General features: G+C 65.5%; 15 protein-coding genes. 6 read left to right on the top strand and 9 right to left on the bottom strand.

The features are described from left to right. Window positions 1-50: 50 nt before the first annotated feature. The 5 genes from XH79_RS29520 to pimD all read left to right on the top strand — a co-directional run bounded on the left by XH79_RS29520 (window position 51) and on the right by pimD (window position 7,786). Window positions 51-2,147, top strand: a complete 2,097-nt coding sequence (locus XH79_RS29520; RefSeq protein WP_271583887.1) for a 3-hydroxyacyl-CoA dehydrogenase NAD-binding domain-containing protein — start codon at window positions 51-53, stop codon at window positions 2,145-2,147. Between the two features lie 145 nt (window positions 2,148-2,292). Then, a complete protein-coding gene (pimA, locus tag XH79_RS29515) occupies window positions 2,293-3,975 on the top strand; it encodes a dicarboxylate--CoA ligase PimA (protein WP_271583943.1) in 1,683 nt (560 codons plus the stop codon). Further along, window positions 3,972-5,159 (top strand): acetyl-CoA C-acyltransferase, encoded by a 1,188-nt coding sequence (locus XH79_RS29510; protein WP_271583886.1) that lies wholly within the window; start codon window positions 3,972-3,974, stop codon window positions 5,157-5,159. Before pimA ends, XH79_RS29510 begins: the two co-directional genes overlap by 4 nt. 161 nt (window positions 5,160-5,320) lie before the next feature. Then, the gene (pimC, locus tag XH79_RS29505) at window positions 5,321-6,511 is read left to right on the top strand and encodes a pimeloyl-CoA dehydrogenase large subunit (protein ID WP_212342176.1); all 1,191 of its coding nucleotides are present in this window, start codon (window positions 5,321-5,323) and stop codon (window positions 6,509-6,511) included. Between the two features lie 132 nt (window positions 6,512-6,643). Then, window positions 6,644-7,786 (top strand): pimeloyl-CoA dehydrogenase small subunit, encoded by a 1,143-nt coding sequence (gene pimD / locus XH79_RS29500; protein WP_271583885.1) that lies wholly within the window; start codon window positions 6,644-6,646, stop codon window positions 7,784-7,786. A 262-nt stretch (window positions 7,787-8,048) separates the two neighbouring features. On the opposite strand, the gene XH79_RS29495 is transcribed toward pimD, so the two are convergent. The 7 genes from XH79_RS29495 to XH79_RS29465 all read right to left on the bottom strand — a co-directional run bounded on the left by XH79_RS29495 (window position 8,049) and on the right by XH79_RS29465 (window position 16,883). Beyond that, window positions 8,049-9,140 carry a TRAP transporter substrate-binding protein gene (locus XH79_RS29495; protein ID WP_271583884.1) on the bottom strand — a complete coding sequence of 364 codons (1,092 nt, stop codon included), beginning with the start codon at window positions 9,138-9,140 and terminating at the stop codon, window positions 8,049-8,051. Window positions 9,141-9,564: 424 nt separating this feature from the next. Next, window positions 9,565-10,653, bottom strand: coding sequence for a TRAP transporter substrate-binding protein (locus XH79_RS29490; RefSeq protein ID WP_271583883.1), 1,089 nt, complete (start codon window positions 10,651-10,653; stop codon window positions 9,565-9,567). Window positions 10,654-11,428: 775 nt separating this feature from the next. Then, the gene (locus XH79_RS29485; RefSeq protein WP_271583882.1) at window positions 11,429-12,742 is read right to left on the bottom strand and encodes an NAD(P)H-dependent oxidoreductase; all 1,314 of its coding nucleotides are present in this window, start codon (window positions 12,740-12,742) and stop codon (window positions 11,429-11,431) included. Window positions 12,743-12,885: 143 nt separating this feature from the next. Beyond that, window positions 12,886-13,686, bottom strand: coding sequence for a phytanoyl-CoA dioxygenase family protein (locus XH79_RS29480; RefSeq protein ID WP_271583881.1), 801 nt, complete (start codon window positions 13,684-13,686; stop codon window positions 12,886-12,888). A gap of 118 nt (window positions 13,687-13,804) precedes the next feature. Further along, entirely contained in the window at window positions 13,805-14,482 is a 678-nt protein-coding gene (locus tag XH79_RS29475) for a GntR family transcriptional regulator (RefSeq protein ID WP_271583880.1), read from the bottom strand. A gap of 187 nt (window positions 14,483-14,669) precedes the next feature. Further along, on the bottom strand, window positions 14,670-15,926 hold the full coding sequence (locus tag XH79_RS29470; RefSeq protein WP_271583879.1) for a M20/M25/M40 family metallo-hydrolase: 1,257 nt from the start codon (window positions 15,924-15,926) through the stop codon (window positions 14,670-14,672). Between the two features lie 87 nt (window positions 15,927-16,013). Then, window positions 16,014-16,883, bottom strand: coding sequence for a sigma-70 family RNA polymerase sigma factor (locus tag XH79_RS29465; protein ID WP_271583878.1), 870 nt, complete (start codon window positions 16,881-16,883; stop codon window positions 16,014-16,016). A gap of 100 nt (window positions 16,884-16,983) precedes the next feature. On the opposite strand from XH79_RS29465, the gene XH79_RS29460 reads away from it, so the two are divergent. Further along, window positions 16,984-17,439, top strand: coding sequence for a carboxymuconolactone decarboxylase family protein (locus tag XH79_RS29460; RefSeq protein ID WP_212342458.1), 456 nt, complete (start codon window positions 16,984-16,986; stop codon window positions 17,437-17,439). Between the two features lie 177 nt (window positions 17,440-17,616). On the opposite strand, the gene XH79_RS29455 is transcribed toward XH79_RS29460, so the two are convergent. Both XH79_RS29455 and XH79_RS29450 read right to left on the bottom strand, forming a co-directional pair. Beyond that, window positions 17,617-18,429, bottom strand: coding sequence for an alpha/beta fold hydrolase (locus XH79_RS29455; protein WP_271583877.1), 813 nt, complete (start codon window positions 18,427-18,429; stop codon window positions 17,617-17,619). Between the two features lie 2 nt (window positions 18,430-18,431). After that, a complete protein-coding gene (locus XH79_RS29450) occupies window positions 18,432-19,250 on the bottom strand; it encodes an alpha/beta fold hydrolase (protein WP_271583876.1) in 819 nt (272 codons plus the stop codon). Between the last annotated feature and the right edge of the window lie 26 nt (window positions 19,251-19,276).

The following is a 19,276-nucleotide window of genomic DNA, read 5'->3' as shown; positions in this document are numbered from 1 at the left end:
TCCGCACCGCGAAATCGAACAAAAGTAAATCCCCACCAAGGAGGGAAACCGTGAGCGAAGTGGTCAAGCTTGAGCGTCATGACGAAGTCGGGATCGTCACGGTCAATAGCCCTCCGGTCAATGCGCTGAGTGCCGCAGTGCGCGGCGGCATCCTGGAATGCATCAAGGCAGCGGTCGCCGATCCCGCCATCAAGGGCATCGTGCTGACCTGCGCCGGCCGGACCTTCATCGCGGGCGCCGACATCACGGAATTCGGCAAGCCGCCGAAGCCGCCGGCCCTCAACGACGTCCTCGCCGAGATCGAGAATTCGCCCAAGCCCGTCGTGGCCGCGATCCACGGCACCGCGCTCGGCGGCGGCCTCGAGGTCGCGCTCGCCTGTCATTTCCGCGTTGCGGTCAAGGAGGCCAAGCTCGGCCTGCCAGAGGTCAAGCTGGGCCTCCTGCCCGGCGCCGGTGGAACCCAGCGCCTGCCGCGCGCGGTCGGGCCTGAGCTTGCAGTCAAGATGATCGTGGGCGGCGACCCCATTGGCGCGGCGGAAGCGCTCAAGAACGGCCTGATCGAGGAGATCATCGAGGGACCGGCCTCCGGCGGCGAGGCTTTCGTCCGCAAGCTCATCGCCGAGAAGCGTCCGCTGCGGCGCCTCCGCGACGACGATTCCAAGATCGCGGCCGCCAAGGCCGATCGCTCGATCTTCACCAATGCGGTCGCCGCCATGACCAAGAAGTCGCGCGGCCTGGAAGCGCCGTTCGCGGCCGCCGACGCCGTCGGTTACGCCATCGACCTGCCGTTCGACGAAGGTCTGAAGAAGGAGCGCGAAGGCTTCCTCAAGCTCGTCGCCAGCGACCAGTCCAAGGCGCAGCGCTACGCCTTCTTTGCCGAGCGCGAGGCCGCCAAGATCGCGGGCGTGCCCGAGGGCACCAAGTCGCGCCCCGTTAACCGTGTCGCCATTCTCGGCGCCGGCACCATGGGCGGCGGGATCGCAATGTCCTTTGCCAATGCCGGCGTGCCCGTCACGCTGATCGAGACCGGCGAGGAGCAGCTCAAGCGAGGCCTCGGCATCATGCAGAAGAACTGGGAAGCGACCGCCGCGCGCGGCGGCATCCCGGCCGATGCGCCCGCCAAGCGCATGGCGCTGATCAACGGCGTGGTCGGCATCGAGAATGTCGGCGATGCCGACCTCGTCATCGAAGCCGTGTTCGAGACCATGGCGGTGAAGAAGGAGGTGTTCGGCAAGCTCGACCAGTTCGCCAAGCCCGGCGCCGTGCTCGCCTCCAACACCTCGTATCTGAACATCGACGAGATCGCGAAGTCGACCAAGCGTCCGCAGGACGTTTTGGGCATGCACTTCTTCTCGCCGGCCAACGTCATGAAGCTGTGCGAGATCGTGCGCGCCGACAAGACCGCGCCGGACGCTCTCGTGACGGCTGTCACGATCGCGCGCAAGATCGCAAAAGTGCCGGCCGTGGTCGGCGTCTGCGACGGCTTCGTCGGCAACCGCATGCTGGCCCAGCGCGGCAAGCAGTCGGAGAAGCTCTTGTTCGAAGGCGCGCTGCCGCAGCAGGTCGACGCGGTGGTGACGAAGTTCGGCATGCCGATGGGGCCGTTCGCGATGGGCGACCTCGCCGGTCTCGACATCGGCTGGCGCTCGCGGAAAGATCGCGGCATCAAGTCGGAGATCGCGGACGCGCTCTGCGAAGCCGGCCGCTTCGGCCAGAAGACCGGCAAGGGCTATTACAAGTACGAGCAAGGTTCGCGCGCGCCGCTGCCCGATCCGGAGGTCGAGAAGCTGATCGACGAGACGCTGCTGCGTCTCGGCCGCAAGAAGCGCGCAGTCAGCGACGAGGAGATCCTCGAGCGCATGATGTATCCGATGATCAACGAGGGCGCGAAGATCCTCGAAGAGGGCATCGCGGCGCGTCCGTCCGACATCGACGTGGTCTGGCTCTACGGCTATGGCTGGCCGATCTATCGCGGCGGCCCGATGTTCTGGGCCGACAGCGTCGGCCTCAAGCACATCGCCGATCGCCTGGCCTTCTACGCCAAGGAGACCAACGATCCGAGCCTCGAGCCTGCACCGCTGCTGAAGAAGCTCGCGGCCGAAGGCAAGACGTTCGCTTCGCTGGCCGCGGCGTCGAAAGCGGCGTGATGGGGGCCTGCACTCTCGGCGTCATTCCGGGAGGGCCCGCAGGGCCAGGCCCGGAATCCATTTCGCCTCTGAGTGCGCTGCCTGATGGATTCCGGGCTCGCGACTTCGTCGCGTCCCGGAATGACCACTGAGTGTGATGCAGAAAATGACCCATCCCGGCGAACAGTTTTACCCCGAGGGCGTGCGGTGGGACGACACCATCGTCCAGGGCGCGCTCCCTGACCTCCTGTCGAAAGCTGCCGCCGATTACGGCCCGCGCACCGCGCTGGAATTCCGGGACCGGCCGATCAGCTATACCGAGCTCGCAGCTCAGGCCGAGCGCGCGGCCGCGGCGTTCCTGCGCGAAGGCATCGGCAAAAACAGCTCCGTCGCGCTGTTCCTCGGCAACACGCCGGACCACCCCGTCAATTTCTTCGGTGCGCTGAAGGCAGGCGCCCGCGTCGCGCATCTGTCGCCGCTCGACGGCGAGATCGCGCTGACGCACAAGGTCTCCGACTCCGGCTCGCGTCTGCTCGTCACCTCGAACCTCCAGGCCTTGCTGCCGACCGCGCTGAAGTTTCTGGAAAAAGGCCTGATCGACAAGCTCGTCGTCTGCGAGGACGACAATTGGGGCAAGGTCGGCACGCCGCAGGCGGCGATCCCAAGCGATCCCCGCATTGTCACCTTCATGACCTTCGTCGAGGGCGCGACCGCGCCGGCGAAGTGGCCTTCCGTCACGGCCGACGACGTCGCGCTGCTGCAATATACCGGCGGCACCACGGGCCTGCCCAAGGGCGCGATGCTCTCGCACGGCAATCTCACCTCGGCGGTGTCGATCTACGACGTCTGGGGCAAGCCGGCCCGCGCCGCGCGCGGCGATGTGGTCGAGCGCGTCATCTGCGTGCTGCCGCTGTTCCACATCTATGCACTCACCGTCGTGCTCTTGTCCTCGCTCAGCCGCGGCAATCTGATCTCGATCCACCAGCGCTTCGATGTCGAGGCCGTGATGCGCGATATCGAGGTCAAGCGCGCGACCTATTTCCCGGGCGTGCCGACGATGTGGATCGCGATCGCCGCGCTCCCCGATCTCGACAAGCGCGACTTCTCCTCGCTGGCGACCATCGGCTCCGGCGGCGCGCCGCTGCCGGTCGAGATCGCGAATTTCTTCGAGCGCAAGGTCGGCAAGAAGCTGCGCAGCGGCTGGGGCATGACCGAGACCTGCTCGCCCGGCACCGGCCATCCGCCCATGGGTCCCGACAAGTCCGGCTCGATCGGCCTGATGCTGCCCGGCATCGAGCTCGACGTCGTCTCGCTGGAAGATCCGACAAAGGTGCTGCCGCCGGGCGAAGTCGGCGAGATCCGCATCAAGGGCCCGAACGTCACCAGGGGTTACTGGAACAAGCCGGCGGGATCCGCGGATGCCTTCATCGATGGCCGCTTCCTGACCGGCGACATCGGCTATGTCGACACCGATGGCTATTTCTTCCTGGTCGACCGCAAGAAGGACATGATCATCTCCGGCGGCTTCAACGTCTATCCGCAGATGATCGAGCAGGCGATCTACACCATTTCGGGCGTGCACGAGGTGATCGTGCTCGGCATTCCCGACCCGTACCGCGGCGAGGCCGCGAAAGCCTTCATCAAGCTCAAGCCCGACGCAAAGCCGTTCTCGCTCGACGAGCTGCGCTCCCAGCTGGCCGGCAAGCTCGGCAAGCACGAGCTGCCGGCCGAGGTCGAGTTCGTCGCCGATCTGCCGCGCACGCCGGTCGGAAAATTGTCGCGCCACGAATTGCGCCAGCAGCAGAAACCGTCACAATCCACCCAAACTGCATCAGGAGGTCGTTCTTGACCGACGCCGTCATCGTTTCCACCGCCCGCACCCCGATCGGCAAGGCCTATCGCGGCATGCTCAACGCCACCGAGGGCGCAACCCTGCTTGGCCACGCCATCGGCGAAGCGGTAGCCCGCGCCAAGGTCGATCCGAAGGAGATCGAGGACGTCGTGATGGGCGCAGCGCTCCAGCAGGGCGCCACCGGCGGCAACATCGCGCGCAAGGCGCTGCTCCGCGCCGGCCTTCCCGTGACCGTCGCCGGCACCACCATCGACCGGCAATGCGCCTCGGGCCTGCAGGCGATCGCGCTTGCCGCGCGCTCGGTGATTTTCGACGGCGTCGAGATCGCCGTTGGCGGCGGCGGCGAGTCGATCTCGCTCGTCCAGAACGACAAGATGAACGGCTTCCACGCCCAGGACCCGGCGCTGCTCAAGATCAAGGGCGAGGTCTACATGCCCATGATCGACACGGCGGAAGTCGTCGCCAAGCGCTACGGCATCTCGCGCGAGAAGCAGGACGAATATTCGCTGGAGAGCCAGCGCCGCACCGCGGCCGCACAGCAGGGCGGCAAGTTCAAGGACGAGCTCGCGCCGATCACGACGCAGATGGCGGTCACCGACAAGGCGACCGGCACTGTCTCGATGAAGGAAGTCACGCTGTCGCAGGACGAGGGTCCGCGCCCCGAGACCACGATCGAAGGTCTCGCCGGCCTCAAGCCCGTGCGCGGCGAAGGTTTCTCCATCACCGCCGGCAATGCCAGCCAGCTCTCCGACGGCGCCAGCGCCTCGGTGATCATGAGCGACAAGGAAGCTTCAAAGCGCGGCCTTGCGCCGCTCGGCATCTTCCGCGGCTTCGTCTCCGCCGGCTGCGAGCCGGACGAGATGGGCATCGGTCCAGTGTTTGCCGTGCCGCGCCTGCTCAAGCGCCACGGCCTCACCGTCGATGACATCGGGCTCTGGGAGCTCAACGAAGCTTTCGCGGTGCAGGTGCTGTATTGCCGCGACAAGCTCGGCATCGACCCCGAGAAGATCAACGTCAACGGCGGCGCGATCTCGGTCGGCCATCCCTACGGCATGTCGGGCGCGCGCCTCACCGGCCATGCTTTGATCGAAGGCCGCCGCCGCAAGGCCAAGTACGCGGTCGTCACCATGTGCGTCGGCGGCGGCATGGGCGCGGCGGGACTGTTCGAGGTGTTGCAGTAACTCACCGTCGTCCTGGCCTAGTGCGCAATTGCGCACGGGAGCCAGGACCCATACTCCGCGGCCGGGGTAAGGGGCACAGACGGCAATTGCCTTCGCAAAACGAAGGCCGGTGGTAATGGGTCCTGGCTTTCGCCAGGACGACGAGGAAACAGGAGGATCCGATGGATCTCGCATTCACGAAAGAAGAGCAGGCGTTTCGCGAGGAAGTGCGGTCGTTCTTCCGCGACAACGTGCCGCCGGATACGCGGCGCAAGCTGGTCGAGGGCCGTCATCTCACCAAGGACGAGATGGTGACGTGGTGGCGCATCCTCAACAAGAAGGGCTGGGGCGTCAGCCACTGGCCCAAGCAGTTCGGCGGCACGGGCTGGACCAGCGTGCAGCACTACATCTTCAACGAGGAGCTGCAGTCCTATCCGGCGCCGCAGCCGCTCGCCTTCGGCGTCAGCATGGTCGGCCCGGTCATCTACACCTTCGGCAACGAGGAGCAGAAGAAGAAGTACCTGCCGCGCATCGCCAATGTCGACGATTGGTGGTGCCAGGGTTTTTCGGAGCCCGGTTCGGGATCTGACCTTGCCTCGCTCAAGACCAAGGCCGAGCGCAAGGGCGACAAGTGGATCATCAACGGCCAGAAGACCTGGACCACGCTGGCCCAGCACGCCGACATGATCTTCTGCCTCTGCCGCACCGATCCCGGCGCCAAGAAGCAGATGGGCATCTCCTTCATCGTGTTCTCGATGAAGTCGAAGGGCGTCACGGTACGCCCGATCCAGACCATCGACGGCGGCGTCGAGGTCAACGAGGTCTTCTTCGACGACGTCGAGGTGCCCTACGAGAACCTGATCGGCGAGGAGAACAAGGGCTGGGACTACGCAAAATTCCTGCTCGGCAACGAGCGCACCGGCATTGCCCGCGTCGGCGTCTCCAAGGAGCGGCTGCGCCGCATCCGCGACTTGGCCTCCAAGGTTGAATCCGGCGGCAAGCCGATCATCCAGGACGCCGCCTTCCGCGAGAAGCTCGCGGCGTGCGAGATCGAGCTGAAGGCACTCGAGTTGACGCAGCTGCGCGTCGTCGCCGACGAGGGCAAGCACGGCAAGGGCAAGCCCAATCCGGCCTCCTCGGTGCTGAAGATCAAGGGCTCCGAGATCCAGCAGACCACCACCGAGCTGCTCATGGAAGTGATCGGCCCGTTCGCCGCGCCCTACGACGTGCATGGCGACGACGGCTCGAACGAGGCCATGGAATGGACCGCCCAGATCGCGCCGAGCTACTTCAACAACCGCAAGGTCTCGATCTACGGCGGCTCCAACGAGATCCAGCGCAACATCATCGCCAAGGCGGTGCTGGGGCTCTAAACGTCATTCCGGGGCGCGCGTCAGCGCGAACCCGGAATCTCGCGCCACAACCTCTGGATTCCGGGTCCCCGCGCTATCGTGCGTGTCCCGGAATGACGAAGCAAAAATTCCGGGTACGAGGAACCAAAGAACATGGATTTTGACCTGAACGAGGAGCAGCGGCTTCTCAAGGAAAGCATCGACGGCCTGCTGACCGATTCCTACGATTTCGAGCAGCGCAAGAAGTACATGAAGGAGAAGGGCGGCTGGAGCAAAACGGTCTGGCTCAAGCTTGCCGAGCAGGGCCTGCTCGGCCTGCCCTTCAGCGAGGCCGATGGCGGCTTCGGCGGCGGCGGCGTCGAGACCATGATCGTGATGGAGGCGCTCGGCAAGGCGCTGGTGCTGGAGCCGTATCTGGCCACGGTCGTGATCGGCGGCGGCTTCCTGCGCCATGCCGGCAGCGATGCGCAGAAGGCTGCGCACGTGCCCGGGATCATCGACGGCAGCAAGACGCTGGCCTTCGCCCAGCTCGAGAAGAACTCGCGCTACGATCTGTTCGACGTCTCGACCACCGCGAAGAAGAAGGGCGACGGCTGGGTCATCGACGGCGAGAAGTTCGTGGTGCTCAACGGCGAGAACGCCGACACGCTTGTCGTCACCGCGCGCACCAAGGGCGACCGCCGCGACAAGACCGGCATCGGCGTCTTCCTGGTCCCGGCGAACGCGAAGGGCGTCACCAAGAAGTCCTACCCGACCCAGGACGGCCTGCACGCCGCCGACATCACGCTCACCGGCGTCGAGGTCGGCGCCGACGCGGTGATCGGCAATCCCGACGACTCGCTCGCGCTGATCGAGCGCGTGGTCGACGAGGCCCGCATCGCGCTCTGCGCCGAAGCGGTCGGCCTGATGGACGAGTCGCTGAAGACCACCGTCGAGTACATCAAGACCCGCAAGCAGTTCGGCGTCGCGATCGGTTCGTTCCAGTCGCTCCAGCACCGCGCCTCCGACATGTTCGTCGCGGCCGAGCAGGCGCGCTCGATGTCGATGTTCGCGACCATGGCGAACGATTTCGAGAACGCCAAGGAGCGCTCCAACGCGATCGCCGCGGCCAAGGTGCAGATCGGCAAGTCGCTGAAATTCGTCGGCCAGCAGTCGATCCAGCTCCACGGCGGCATCGGCATGACCATGGAGGCCAAGATCGGCCACTACTTCAAGCGCCTCACCATGATCGAGAACAGCTTTGGCGACACCGACTATCACCAGCGTCGTGTCGCCGACGCCGGCGGGTTGATCTAGCCAAACGGCAACTGTCATCCCCGCGAAAGCGGGACAATCCAAAACAAAAAGCCCCGGAGACATCTCCGGGGCTTTCTTCGTTTGATTTTGCCCGTTCCACCACAGCCACCGCTGTCATGCCCCGGCTTGACCGGGGCATCCAGTACGCCGCGGCGGACGTGATGAGAGCGTGCTCTCCAACGTCGGCCTCTGGGATACTGGATCGCCCGGCCAAGCCGGGCGATGACAGCCTCAGTGTGGTTCGACCTACCGGCTCACCGCCTCACGTCCGCGTGCGCATCCGCATCATGAAGCTGTCGTAGCTGAGCTCGGCGACCTGCATCCAGGCCAGCGATTCGTTCCGGAAGGCCGACAGGCTCGCATACATCTTCTTGAAGTGCGGGTTGCTCTTGGAAAGATCGGCGTAGATTTCGTTCGCAGCACCGTAGCAGGCCTCGAGCACCTCCTGCGGGAACGGCTTGAGGATCGCGCCGGCCACCAAGAGGCGCTTCAGCGCCGACGGGTTGACGTAGTCGTATTTGCCGGTGACCCAGGTGAAGGTGTCGCGCGAGGCCATCTCGATCGCGGCCTGGTAGTGCTTGGGCAGCGCGTTCCACCTGTCGAGATTCATGATGTTGTGGCCCTGGCCGGTGCCTTCCCACCAGCCCGGATAGTAGTAGTACTTCGCGACCTTCACGAAGCCGAGCTTCTCGTCGTCATAGGGGCCGACCCATTCGGCCGCGTCGATCGTGCCCTTCTCCAGAGCCGGATAGATGTCGCCGCCCGCGATCTGCTGCGGCACGCCGCCGACCTTTGCGATGATCGTGCCGGCGAAGCCGCCGACGCGGAATTTCAGCCCCTTGAAATCCTCCATCGACTTGATCTCTTTCCGGAACCAGCCGCCCATCTGGGCGCCGGTCGAGCCGGTCGGAATGCCGATCGCGTTGTATTCCTTCAGGAGGTCGTTGAGCATCTCGGTGCCGCCGCCGAAATGCAGCCAGGAAATATGCGCCCGCGTGTTCAGCCCGAACGGCAGCGACGTGCCGAAGGTGAAGGCGGGGTTCTTGCCCCAATAGTAATACAGCGCGGTGTTGCCCATCTCGACGGTGCCGTTCGACACGGCGTCTAGCACCTGCAGGCCCGGGACGATCTCGCCGGCTGCGAACGGCTGGATCTGGAATTTGTTGTCGGTGACCTCGGCCACGCGCTTGCAGAAATATTCGCAGCCGCCATAGAGCGTATCGAGCGCCTTGGGCCAGCTCGCGGCGAGCCGCCATCTCGTTTCCGGCGAGCCTTGCGCGATCGCCGGTGCGGCAATCGCTGTGCTTGCCGCCAGCCCTGCACCTGTCACTTTCAGGAATTCACGACGTTTCATGCGTACCCTCCGTTGCGCCGATGTCCTCGACTAAGGGAACGATCTTGGTGTCGTCTTGACTTCGCCGATAACCGACGTGGTGTTGTGACGATTGTTTTTGGCGTTTCCGAAGGCCCTTCAGGGCTCTTTGTGGATCCCGCGCATCGCGGTTCGGAGGTCAGGATGACTGCTCGCCTCACGATAAGCAAGCGCCGTCGGGATGCTCGCAGTTGCGAAGGCCGAGCGCGACCTCTCGCCGAACTCCGCAGCCGTAGGGTGGGCAAAGGCGCCATAGCGCCGTGCCCACGATCTTCTTCTCTCGGGCAAATTGGTGGGCACGCTTCGCTTTGCCCACCCTACGAGAGCTACATCCAATGCAAAAGCCCCGGAGATGTCGCCATCTCCGGGGCTTCTCATTCTTTAGTCGTGTGAGCCGCTCAGCGTCTCACGTCTTGGTCCGCATCCGCATCATGAAGCTGTCGAAGCTCAGCTCGGCGACCTGGAACCAGGGCAGGGCCTCGCCGCGGAAGGCGGTCAGGCTCGCATACATCTTGCCGAAGTGCGGATTGCTCTTGGAGAGATCGGCGTAGATCTCGTTGGCGGCACCGTAGCAGGCCTCGAGCACCTCCTGCGGGAACGCCTTCAGGATCGCGCCCGACACCAGGAGCCGCTTCAGCGCCGGCGCGTTCAGCGCGTCGTACTTGCCGGTGACCCAGGTGTAGGTGTCGCGCGAGGCCGCATCGACCGCCGCCTGATAGTGCTTCGGCAGTGCGTTCCACTTGTCGAGGTTGAAGACGTTGTGGCCTTGGCTCGTGCCCTCCCACCAGCCGGGATAGTAGTAATATTTGGCGACCTTCACGAAGCCGAGCTTCTCGTCGTCGTAGGGGCCGACCCATTCGGCGGCATCGATCGTGCCTTTCTCCAGCGCCGGATAGATGTCGCCGCCGGCGATCTGCTGCGGCACCGCGCCGAGCTTGGCCATGATCGTGCCGGCAAAGCCGCCGATGCGCATTTTGAGGCCCTTGACGTCGTCGAGAGACTTGATCTCCTTCCGGAACCAGCCGCCCATCTGCGCGCCGGTGGCACCGGTCGGAATGCCGTAGACGTTGTGCTCCTTCAGCAGGTCGTTCACGAGATCCTGTCCGCCGCCCCACAGCAGCCACGAGATCTGCTGACGCGTGTTCAATCCAAAGGGAAGGGCGGTGCCGAAGGTGAAGGCGGGGTTTTTGCCCCAGTAATAGTAGAGCGCGGTGTTGCCCATCTCGACGGTGCCGTTCGAGACGGCATCCAGCACCTGCAGGCCCGGCACGATCTCGCCGGCGGCGAACGGCTGGATCTGGAAGCGGTTGTCGGTGATCTCGGCGACGCGCTTGCAGAAATATTCGCAGCCGCCGTAGAGCGTATCGAGTGCCTTCGGCCAGCTCGCGGCGAGCCGCCATCTGACTTCGGGCATCGATTGCGCGATAGCCGGCGCAGCAACAGCGCTCGCGGCCAGGCCCAATCCGCCTGCCGTCAGGAATTTACGACGTTCCATGCACTTCCCTCCGTAATGCCGATGCTTCGACTTAAGGGGAACGATCTTTGGGGTCGTCTTGTCTTGGTCGAGATCGACTTTGTTTTGTTGAGACTTGTGAGGCGTTTCCGAAGGCCCTGACGGGCTCTTGTTATTGGAATTCCGATCGTTGCGGTTCCGTCAGCAAGGATGACCGTTCGCCTTGCGATAATCAAGCCTGATGCCTCCCTCGCAATTGCGAACGCGGACAGACGAAAGTCGGAAGGGCCTGCGATCTGCTGCATGATTGGGCAATCGCGGCGGTGCGCTTGCGGAGAGTAGTGAAGGCGCTCGTCGTTGGGACCGGATTCACTGTCGTCAACGGAGGTACGTTCCCTCCCCCCTTGCGGAGCAGGGCTATCGCAGATGGCTTCTTGGTGACGGCCAGAGCAAGCGCCTCGTCCTTCGAGACGACCGCTTCGCGGTCTCCTCAGGATGAGGCTAGGCAGCATTGCCCCCGTTGAAATTGCTGCCGCGCACTCCGCCCTCATCCTGAGGGCCCGCCATCGGCGGGCGTCTCGAAGGATGCGCTGCGGGCGAGCTATCCGCCACGCATCTTCATATGCGACAGCCCTGCCTTGCGGGGGAGGGCTAGGGAGAGGGGTAGCCCAGCAAAAGGTGCCGATTGTTCAGGATACACAGAGCGCGATGTGCGACGGATAGAATCCCCGTGCGGCACCCCTCTCCCTGACCCTCCCCCGCAAGGGGGGAGGGAACGGAGAGAGCGCTGGCGTCGGCCGAACAATCCATCACGCCGCTATCCCTCGCTCGCGAACGCCGCCTCCATCGACTTCCTTGTCCTGATCGTCTCGTTGTTCGCATCGAACTCGACATCGCTCCAGCGCACGATATCGCCGTGGGCGACGTCGTGTTTCAGCTTCAGGCGGTGCGCGAGGCCGATCGGCAGGGCGCCCGCTTTCAGGCTCGCGGCGGCCGGTACCAGCTTGCCCCACACGGTGTAGCCGCCTTCTCCGTCCAGCATCTCGCCGGCGCGTAAGTTGCGTTTGGCCACCGCGGCGACATCGCCGCGGAAGCCGAAAGCCTGGCCGGTCGCCTCGCCCCGCAGCGCGGCCGACAGGATCGAGATGTTCAGCTCGAGCCCGATCAGATGATAGGGCTTGTACATCGCGGCGAAGCGTCCGCTGGCGTCGGTCTTCAGGCCGTATTGCCTGAAGCAGTCGGCAGCGTAGTCGTTCGGCGCCTCCAGCACGACATAGACGCCCCAGCGCAGGTCGCGAAACACCGGCCGCCCGTCGCGCTCCAGCGACGAGACCACCTCCACCACGCCGGACCGCTCCAGCACGCCGCCGCGCGAGCGCGGCCGCATGATGTGCGGCAAATCGTCGACGCCGCAGGGCGGAAACAACAGGCCTTCCGCGGGCACGTCGAGGCCGCAGGCGTTGGCAATCGCGGCCATCTCGATCGCCGATTTGGTGCCGTCGAGGAAGGAGTTGAACATCTGCGGGTTCATTCCGGCCGACTGCGCTTCGCCCGCGGTCAGGCCGTAATGCTGCCAGACGCCGTCGGGCGTCACGTCGTGATAGGCCGGCAGGTACTTTGTGCCCTTGCCCGCGGCGACGACGCGAAAGCCGGTGGCGCGGGCCCAATCCACCATCTCAGCGGTCAGCGCCGGCTGGTCGCCATAGGCGAGCGAATAGACCACGCCCGCTTTCCGCGCTTCCTCGGCGAGCAGCGGGCCCGCCAGCACGTCCGCTTCGACATTGACCATCACGATATGCTTGCCGGCCGCGATCGCAGCGCGCGCATGGCGGATGCCGACGGCGGGATTGCCGGTCGCCTCCACCACCACGTCCATCGCGCCGCCGGCAATCGCGCGCGCGCCGTCGTCGGTGAACACGGTCGCGGCGATCCGCTCGGCGCTCCAGCCCACGGTGCGGCACGCCTCGCGCGCGCGCTCGCGGTCGATGTCGACGATGATGGGCACCTCGAGTCCCGGCGTGTGCGGCACCTGCGCGAGGAACATCGAGCCGAACTTGCCCGCGCCGATCAGCGCGACGCGAACGGGCTTGCCGGCGGACGCCCGGGCTTGCAGGAGGCGGAAGAGGTTCATGGGGGATGTCCTGGTGCAACAATCAAAGCTCGTCATTCCGGGGCGCGACGAAGTCGCGAGCCCGGAATCCATTGATCGACTGTCTCTGCGGCTCGATGGATTCCGGGCTCGCGCTACGCGCGCCCCGGAATGACAGGGAGAGCCTACTCCGCCGCCTGCCGCGGCGCACGGGCTAGCCGCAGCAGTGCGTCGTCGTCGACCGTCTTGATCGGCGCGAAATCGCGGTGCGCGATGTACTCCGGCCGCGTCGGCGTGCGGATGTGGTTCGAGACCGCGTTCAGCGTCAGGTACACGATCTTGCGCGGGTAGGGCGTGATGTTGCCGCTCGAGCCGTGCACGAGATTGCCGTGGAACATCAGCATGCCGCCGGGCTTGCCGGTGGGGGCGACGATGCCGCCCTGCTTGACGAGGCGCGTCACCGTGTCCTCGTCCAGCGTCCACAGCGGATAGGAGGTGGTGGCGAGGTCGTGCGAGGCCTCGAGATCGCCGGCGTTCTGGCTGCGCGGCACCAGCATCAGGGGGCCGTTGATCGGCATCACCTCGTCGAGGAAGATCGCGATGTTCATCGCGCGCGGCTCCGGCATGCCGTCGTCGCGCTTCCAGGTGCCGTAATCCTGGTGCCACTGCCAGACGTCGCCGGTGAAGGCCGATTTCGCGTTGATCTTGAACTGGTGCATGTAGACCGGCTCGCCGAACACCTGCTCGACCGGCTCGATCATGCGCGGATGCGCGCCCAAAATGCCGAACGCCTCGTTGTAGAGATGCGCGGCAAAGGCCGTGCGCGGCGCGCCGCTCTTCTCGCGCCAGACCTCCGGCCGGTTGGCGTCGTAGATGCCGACCGCCTCGCGCGCGAGCAAATCGACCTCCTCCTGGCGGAACAGCTCGGGCAAAAACAGCCAGCCCTCGCGGTGGAAGAACTCCAATTGCTCCTGGGACAGTTTCATGGGTCGTCCTCCTGTTGTTTTTGTTGTCATTCCGGGGCACGCGAAGCGTGAACCCGGAACCTCGAGATTCCGGGTCTGGTCCTTCGGACCATCCCGGAATGACGGCGTGCTTTTGTCGCTACGCCGCCACCTCGTCCGTCGCCCTCAATCTCTCCTCCGTCAATCGTCCTGCCGTCTGCGCGTGCGCCAGCGCGGCGCGTTCGGCCGCCTTCGCAGCGCCGCTGAGAACGTGTCCGGCAATATCGGCATGCTCTGTCCAGGCGCTGTCGCGATAGTCGAGCTCGGAGAGCACGGTCGCCATCGATCGGCGCATATGCGGCCATTGCGGCGCCATCGTCTCCTCGATCACGGGATTGCCGGCGAGTTGATAGATCGCGCGGTGAAAATCGACATCGAGTGCGATGAGCTCGGCAAGCGATGTGTTGCGGTCGATGCCGCGCCCGGCGGCGAGCGCCGCCTCCAGTCGCGCGCGTCCCACCGCGTCGGCGCCGACGCGCACCGCGGCAAGCCGGGCGGCCAGCGCATCGATGGCGCCGCGCACCTCGTACAGCTGGCGAATGCGCGCGGGGTCGAGCTGGGTGACTTCAAAGCCGCGCCGGCCGCTTTCGGCGACGAGCCCCTGACGGTGCAACAGATGCAGCGCATGCGACACCGGTTGGCGCGAGACGCCGAGCTTGTCGGCGAGCTCGTTCTGCCGGATGCGCTGGCCGGGCTCGAGCGTGCGATCGGAGATCGCCTCCAGGATGCGCGCATAGACCTGGTCGATCAGGTTCGGGAGCGGGTCGAGAGGGATCACGCCGGCGGCTCCAACATGGAATACGGAATTCCGTATTCGAAGCTACTCCCGGCACGGGCAGGGCGTCAAGCACGGCCGGGGCCGCGCCAGACGTCCTCTTGGGTGCCGCCTAAGCTATTGATATTGCTTGGTCCGTCTACTGTGCATGGGGTTGTTTTCGAGGAAAAGACCGGGCGAGGCCCGGTGCCTATTTCTTCTTGCCCTGCTCGATCAGCATCCGGCTCATCAGATAGAGCCGCGGCACGATCGAGTTGGTGTCGATGAACTCGTCGCGGGCGTGATAGCCGAAGCCGGCGAGGCCGAAGCTCTCGACCACCACCGCCTTGCCGCTGCGGTTGGCATAGCCGGCGTCAGTGGCGCCGCCGGTCATCTCGGCGATGTCGAGCTTGCGGTCGATCTCGGCATAGATCGTCTGTCCCTCCTGCGCGAGCGCGCGGCCGCGGTCGCTGGCGACGAAAGGCGGACGGCCGGCCACGATCTTCATGGTGGTCTCGGTGTCCGGCACGAGGCGGTTCTTGATCTTCTCGTCCAGCGCCGCCTGGAGCTTGGCGATGCCGTCGGGAATGGTGAGGCGGATGTCGGCGCCGGCCTCAGCTTCTTCCGGAATCTGATTGCGCACCGTGCCGGCCTTCGCCGTCGTCCAGCTGAGCTGGGTGCCCGGGATCGACTTGGCGACGTCCTGCGTCTGCAGCAGTTGATGCGAGAGCTCGATCAGCGCGTTGCGGCCGAGATCGGGCGCGGCACCCGCATGTGAGGCGCGGCCCTTCACCTTGATGATGCCCGTCGCGGTGCCGCTGGCACCCAATAGCAGCGAGTCGTTCTTGGCCGGCGGCGAGGCCACCGTCGGCTCGCAGGAGAGCACGACGTCATGCTGGTCGGCGAGCTCGGCGATGATCTCGCCGGATCCAATCGAGCCGACCTCCTCGTCCGGATTGAATGACACGGTGAGCGTGGCGTAGTCGTTCCAGCCAGCGTCCTTGAGCATCTTGAGCGCATGCAGCACCACGGCGATGCCGCCCTTGTCGTCGGCGATGCCGGGGCCATAGATGCGGTTGCCGTCGACGCGGTACGGCTCGCTTGCAAGGATGCCGCGCTGATAGACCGTGTCCATATGCGCGATCAGCATCAGCTTCCGCGAGCCCGTGCCCTTGAACGTCGCGATCACCATGTCGGCGCCGGCGCCTGCCGTGGTCTTGCGCCGCTCGGTGGCGGCGCCGAGCGCCTTCAGGCGTCCTTCCGTGAAGTCGGCCATCTTCTTCAGGCCCTCGACGTCGCTGCTGCCGCTCTCGATCATCACCATGTCGCGCAATGTCTCGATCAGTGGCGCCTTCTCCTGCTCGGCGGCGGCCTTCAGCTTCTCGTCGGTGGCCGCGAGCGCGGACGTGGCACCGGCGGCAAGGCCGAGCAGCGACAAAGCGAGCAGGGGCGTGAAGCGGAAGGTCATGACTTGCGTCCTTTTGCATCTTGCGCGCGGGCACCGCGCGATTGAGCGGAAAGCCTAGCACCCGCAACCGCACGATGCCACGCCGGCCTAGCGCTCCAGCACCTCCACATCCATTGCGGTGATCTCGTCTGCGTCGGCCACCGCCTCGATCACCGCGATCCGGTCGCCGCTGAAGCCCACGCGCAGTGCGATGCGCAGATGACCGCCGAGGATGACGGCCACACCCATCTCGCCATCGACCAGCGCCGTGCGTGCGGCCTGGGCGCGGCCCTTGTAGAGCTGCGCGACTGCGTCCGCGCCGCGGATCTCCGGCAGCGTGCCGAGCCGTACCGCGGCCTGGTCGGCGCGAAACACGACTTCAGGATCCAGCACGGCGAGCAGGCCTTCGAAATCGCCTTCGCGCGATGCCTTGAGGAACGCATCGACGATCTTGCGTTGATGCGACATGTTCGCATCGGGCACCGGCGCGCCCTGCACGCGCCGCCGCGCGCGGCTCGCCAGCTGGCGCGAGGCGTCGACCGAGCGCCCGACAATCGGTGCGATCTCCTCGAACGGCACGGCGAACATGTCGTGCAGCACGAAAGCGAGCCGCTCCGCCGGCTGCAAGGTCTCCAGCACCACCAGCAGCGCCGCGCCGACGGAATCGGCCATCTCCGCCTCGCGCTGCCGCGTGTCGTCGACCGGCTCCGGCACGTGCGGGCCCATCGGGTCCTCGCGGCGCGATTTCCGCGCGCGCAGCATGTCGAGGCAGATGCGTGCGACCACGGTCGTCAGCCAGCCGCGCAAATTCGCAACATCCGACATGTCGTAGCGGCTGAGCCGCAGCCAGGCCTCCTGCACGGCGTCGTCGACCTCGGCACGGGATCCCAGCATCCGGTAGGCGACCGCGCGCAAATGGTCCCTGCTGGCCTCGAACTGGTGGCTGAGAAAATTCTCTTCAAGATTTTCTTCGGTCATCGGTCACATTCCCTCATCGCGATCCGTCATGCCCATGACGAAGCCAATCCGGCCGATGTGACCGGAACCTTCGAAATTCGACAGACGGAGACGCAAGATGATGCACGCTCGCATGAACCACCCGGTCATGATCCTGCCCGAGGCCATGAACCACCTTCAATCCATTGGCAACCTGACCAAGCAGGGCCTGCCGGAAAAGCTCCTGGAACTGGTGCACCTGCGCGCCAGCCAGATCAATGGCTGCAGCGTCTGTGTCGACATGCATCCCAAGATCGCCCGCAAGCTGGGCGAGACCGACGAACGCCTGTTCGCCGTGTCGGCCTGGCGCGATGCGCCCTATTTCACCGAAGCCGAGCGCGCCGCGCTGGCGCTGACCGAAGCCGTCACGCGCATTGCCGATCGTGCGGACCCGGTGCCCGATACGATCTGGAACGAGGCCGCCAAGCATTTCGACGAACGCGAGCTGGCAACGCTGATTCTCTCGATCGCAACGATCAATGTCTGGAACCGCCTCAACGCGACGATCAAGATGCCGGTCGGTGTGTGGAAGGTGTGAGTTTCTTCGCCTCTCCCCGCATGCGGGGAGAGGCCGGAATTTGCATCGCAAATTCCGGGTGAGGGGGAGCCTCCGCGAGTCTCACTTTCACCGTCCGCGCGGAGGCTCCCCCTCACCCCACCCTCTCCCCGCAAGCGGGGCGAGGGAGATCACCGGCGCTGCCCGCCTCACATGCGCTCATTCCACCAGAAACGCGTTCACCGCCTCGCCGAACTCCAGCGGCGCCTGCTCGAACATCCAGTGGCCCGCATTTTCGATCACCGCCGTCTTGGCTCCTGCGATGTGCTCCGCCAGTACGCGCCACATCACTGACAGGCTGCCGGTCGTCGCGCCGCCGCCGATCAGCAGCGTCGGTGTCCTGATCGCCTGTGCATCGCTGAGCGTGTAGGGCCGGCGCTGCTCGTTGATCTGGCCGAGGAAGGTCAGCGCGTTGTCACGCAATTGCTGCTTGGCCGCCGCCGGCACCCGCCGCCAGGAGCCGTCGCCCTCGATGCCTTCGTAGAAGTTCTGCAGTGCGCCTTCGATATCGCCGGCGCGGATCATCTCGACCGAGCGCACTGTCCGCGCGGCGAGCGGCGGATGCGCGGGCGTGCCTTCGGGTAGCGGCAGGCTGGCATCGAGATCGCCGCCGGGCTCGGCCAGCACCAGCTTTCGCAGCAGATCCGGCCGCGCCTGCGCCACGCGAAACGCGATGTGCCCGCCGCGCGAATGGCCCATCAGATCGACCGGGCCGGGCTTGATCTGCTCGATGAAGGCGATCGTATCAGCGACGTGCTGCGCCATCTTGTAGTCGTCGCCGACGGCGTCCCAATGCTCGGGAAAGAAATGCCGCAGGCTCACCGAGATCACCCGATGGCTCTTCGACAGCGGGCCCAGCACCGAATACCAGGTGCGGAAATCCCCGAGCGTGCCGTGCACGCAGACCAGCGGATGGCCTTCTCCCACTTCGAGATAGGCCATGTCGTAACCGTTGACGCGGAGTGTCTGCATGATCAGCTCGCCAGAAAATCCAGCACCACTTCGGAATATTTCTGCGGCGCCTGCTCGAACATCGGATGCGTCGCGTTCGGGATGATCGCCGTCTTCGAATAGGGCACATGCGCGGCGAGCGCATGCAGCACCTTCGGCAAGAGGCCCTTGGTCCGTGCCCCCAGGATGAACAGCGTCGGCATCTTGATCGCTTCCGCATCCGCCTTCGAGAACGGCGGACGGTTGTCGCGGACCTGGCCGATCAGCGTGTAGGCGTTGTCGCGCAGATTCTGCTTCACCATCGCCGGCAGTCGCGGCCAGGTACCGGCGCCTTCCAGCGTGTCGACGAACACGGCGAGACCGCCGTCGACATCACCGGCCGCGATCTTCTCGGCCGAAGCCTTGAAGCGCGCCAGCAGCGGCGAGGGGCCGCCGACATAATCGGGGTCGAGGCTGGCATCGAGCTCGCCGCCGGGCTCGGCCAGGATCAGCCGGCGGAGCAGATCGGGGCGCCGCTGCGCCACGCGGAAGCAGATGTGCCCGCCGCGGGAATGGCCCATCAAATCGACCGGACCGAGGTCGAGCTTCTCGATGAAGGCGATGACGTCGTCGACATGCTGGGCGATCGAATAGGTGTCGCCCACACCGTCCCATCGGTCCGGGAAGAAGTGCCGCAGGCTGACCGCGATCACCCGGTGCCGCTGCGTCAGCGGCCCCAGCACACAGCCCCAGATGCGGAAGTCCGAGAGAGAGCCGTGCACACAGACCAGCGGCGGGCGGCCGCTGTCTTCGCCCACGTCGAGATAGGGCATGTCGTAACCGTTGACGTGGAGGCTTTGCATTCTGGGCTCGCGAGAGGACTGGAACT

The organism is Bradyrhizobium sp. CCBAU 45389 (assembly GCF_028128625.1).
Taxonomy (GTDB): domain Bacteria; phylum Pseudomonadota; class Alphaproteobacteria; order Rhizobiales; family Xanthobacteraceae; genus Bradyrhizobium; species Bradyrhizobium liaoningense_B.
The sequence above is the reverse complement of the archived record's forward strand: the minus strand, read 5'-3'. Positions and strand labels throughout refer to the sequence as shown.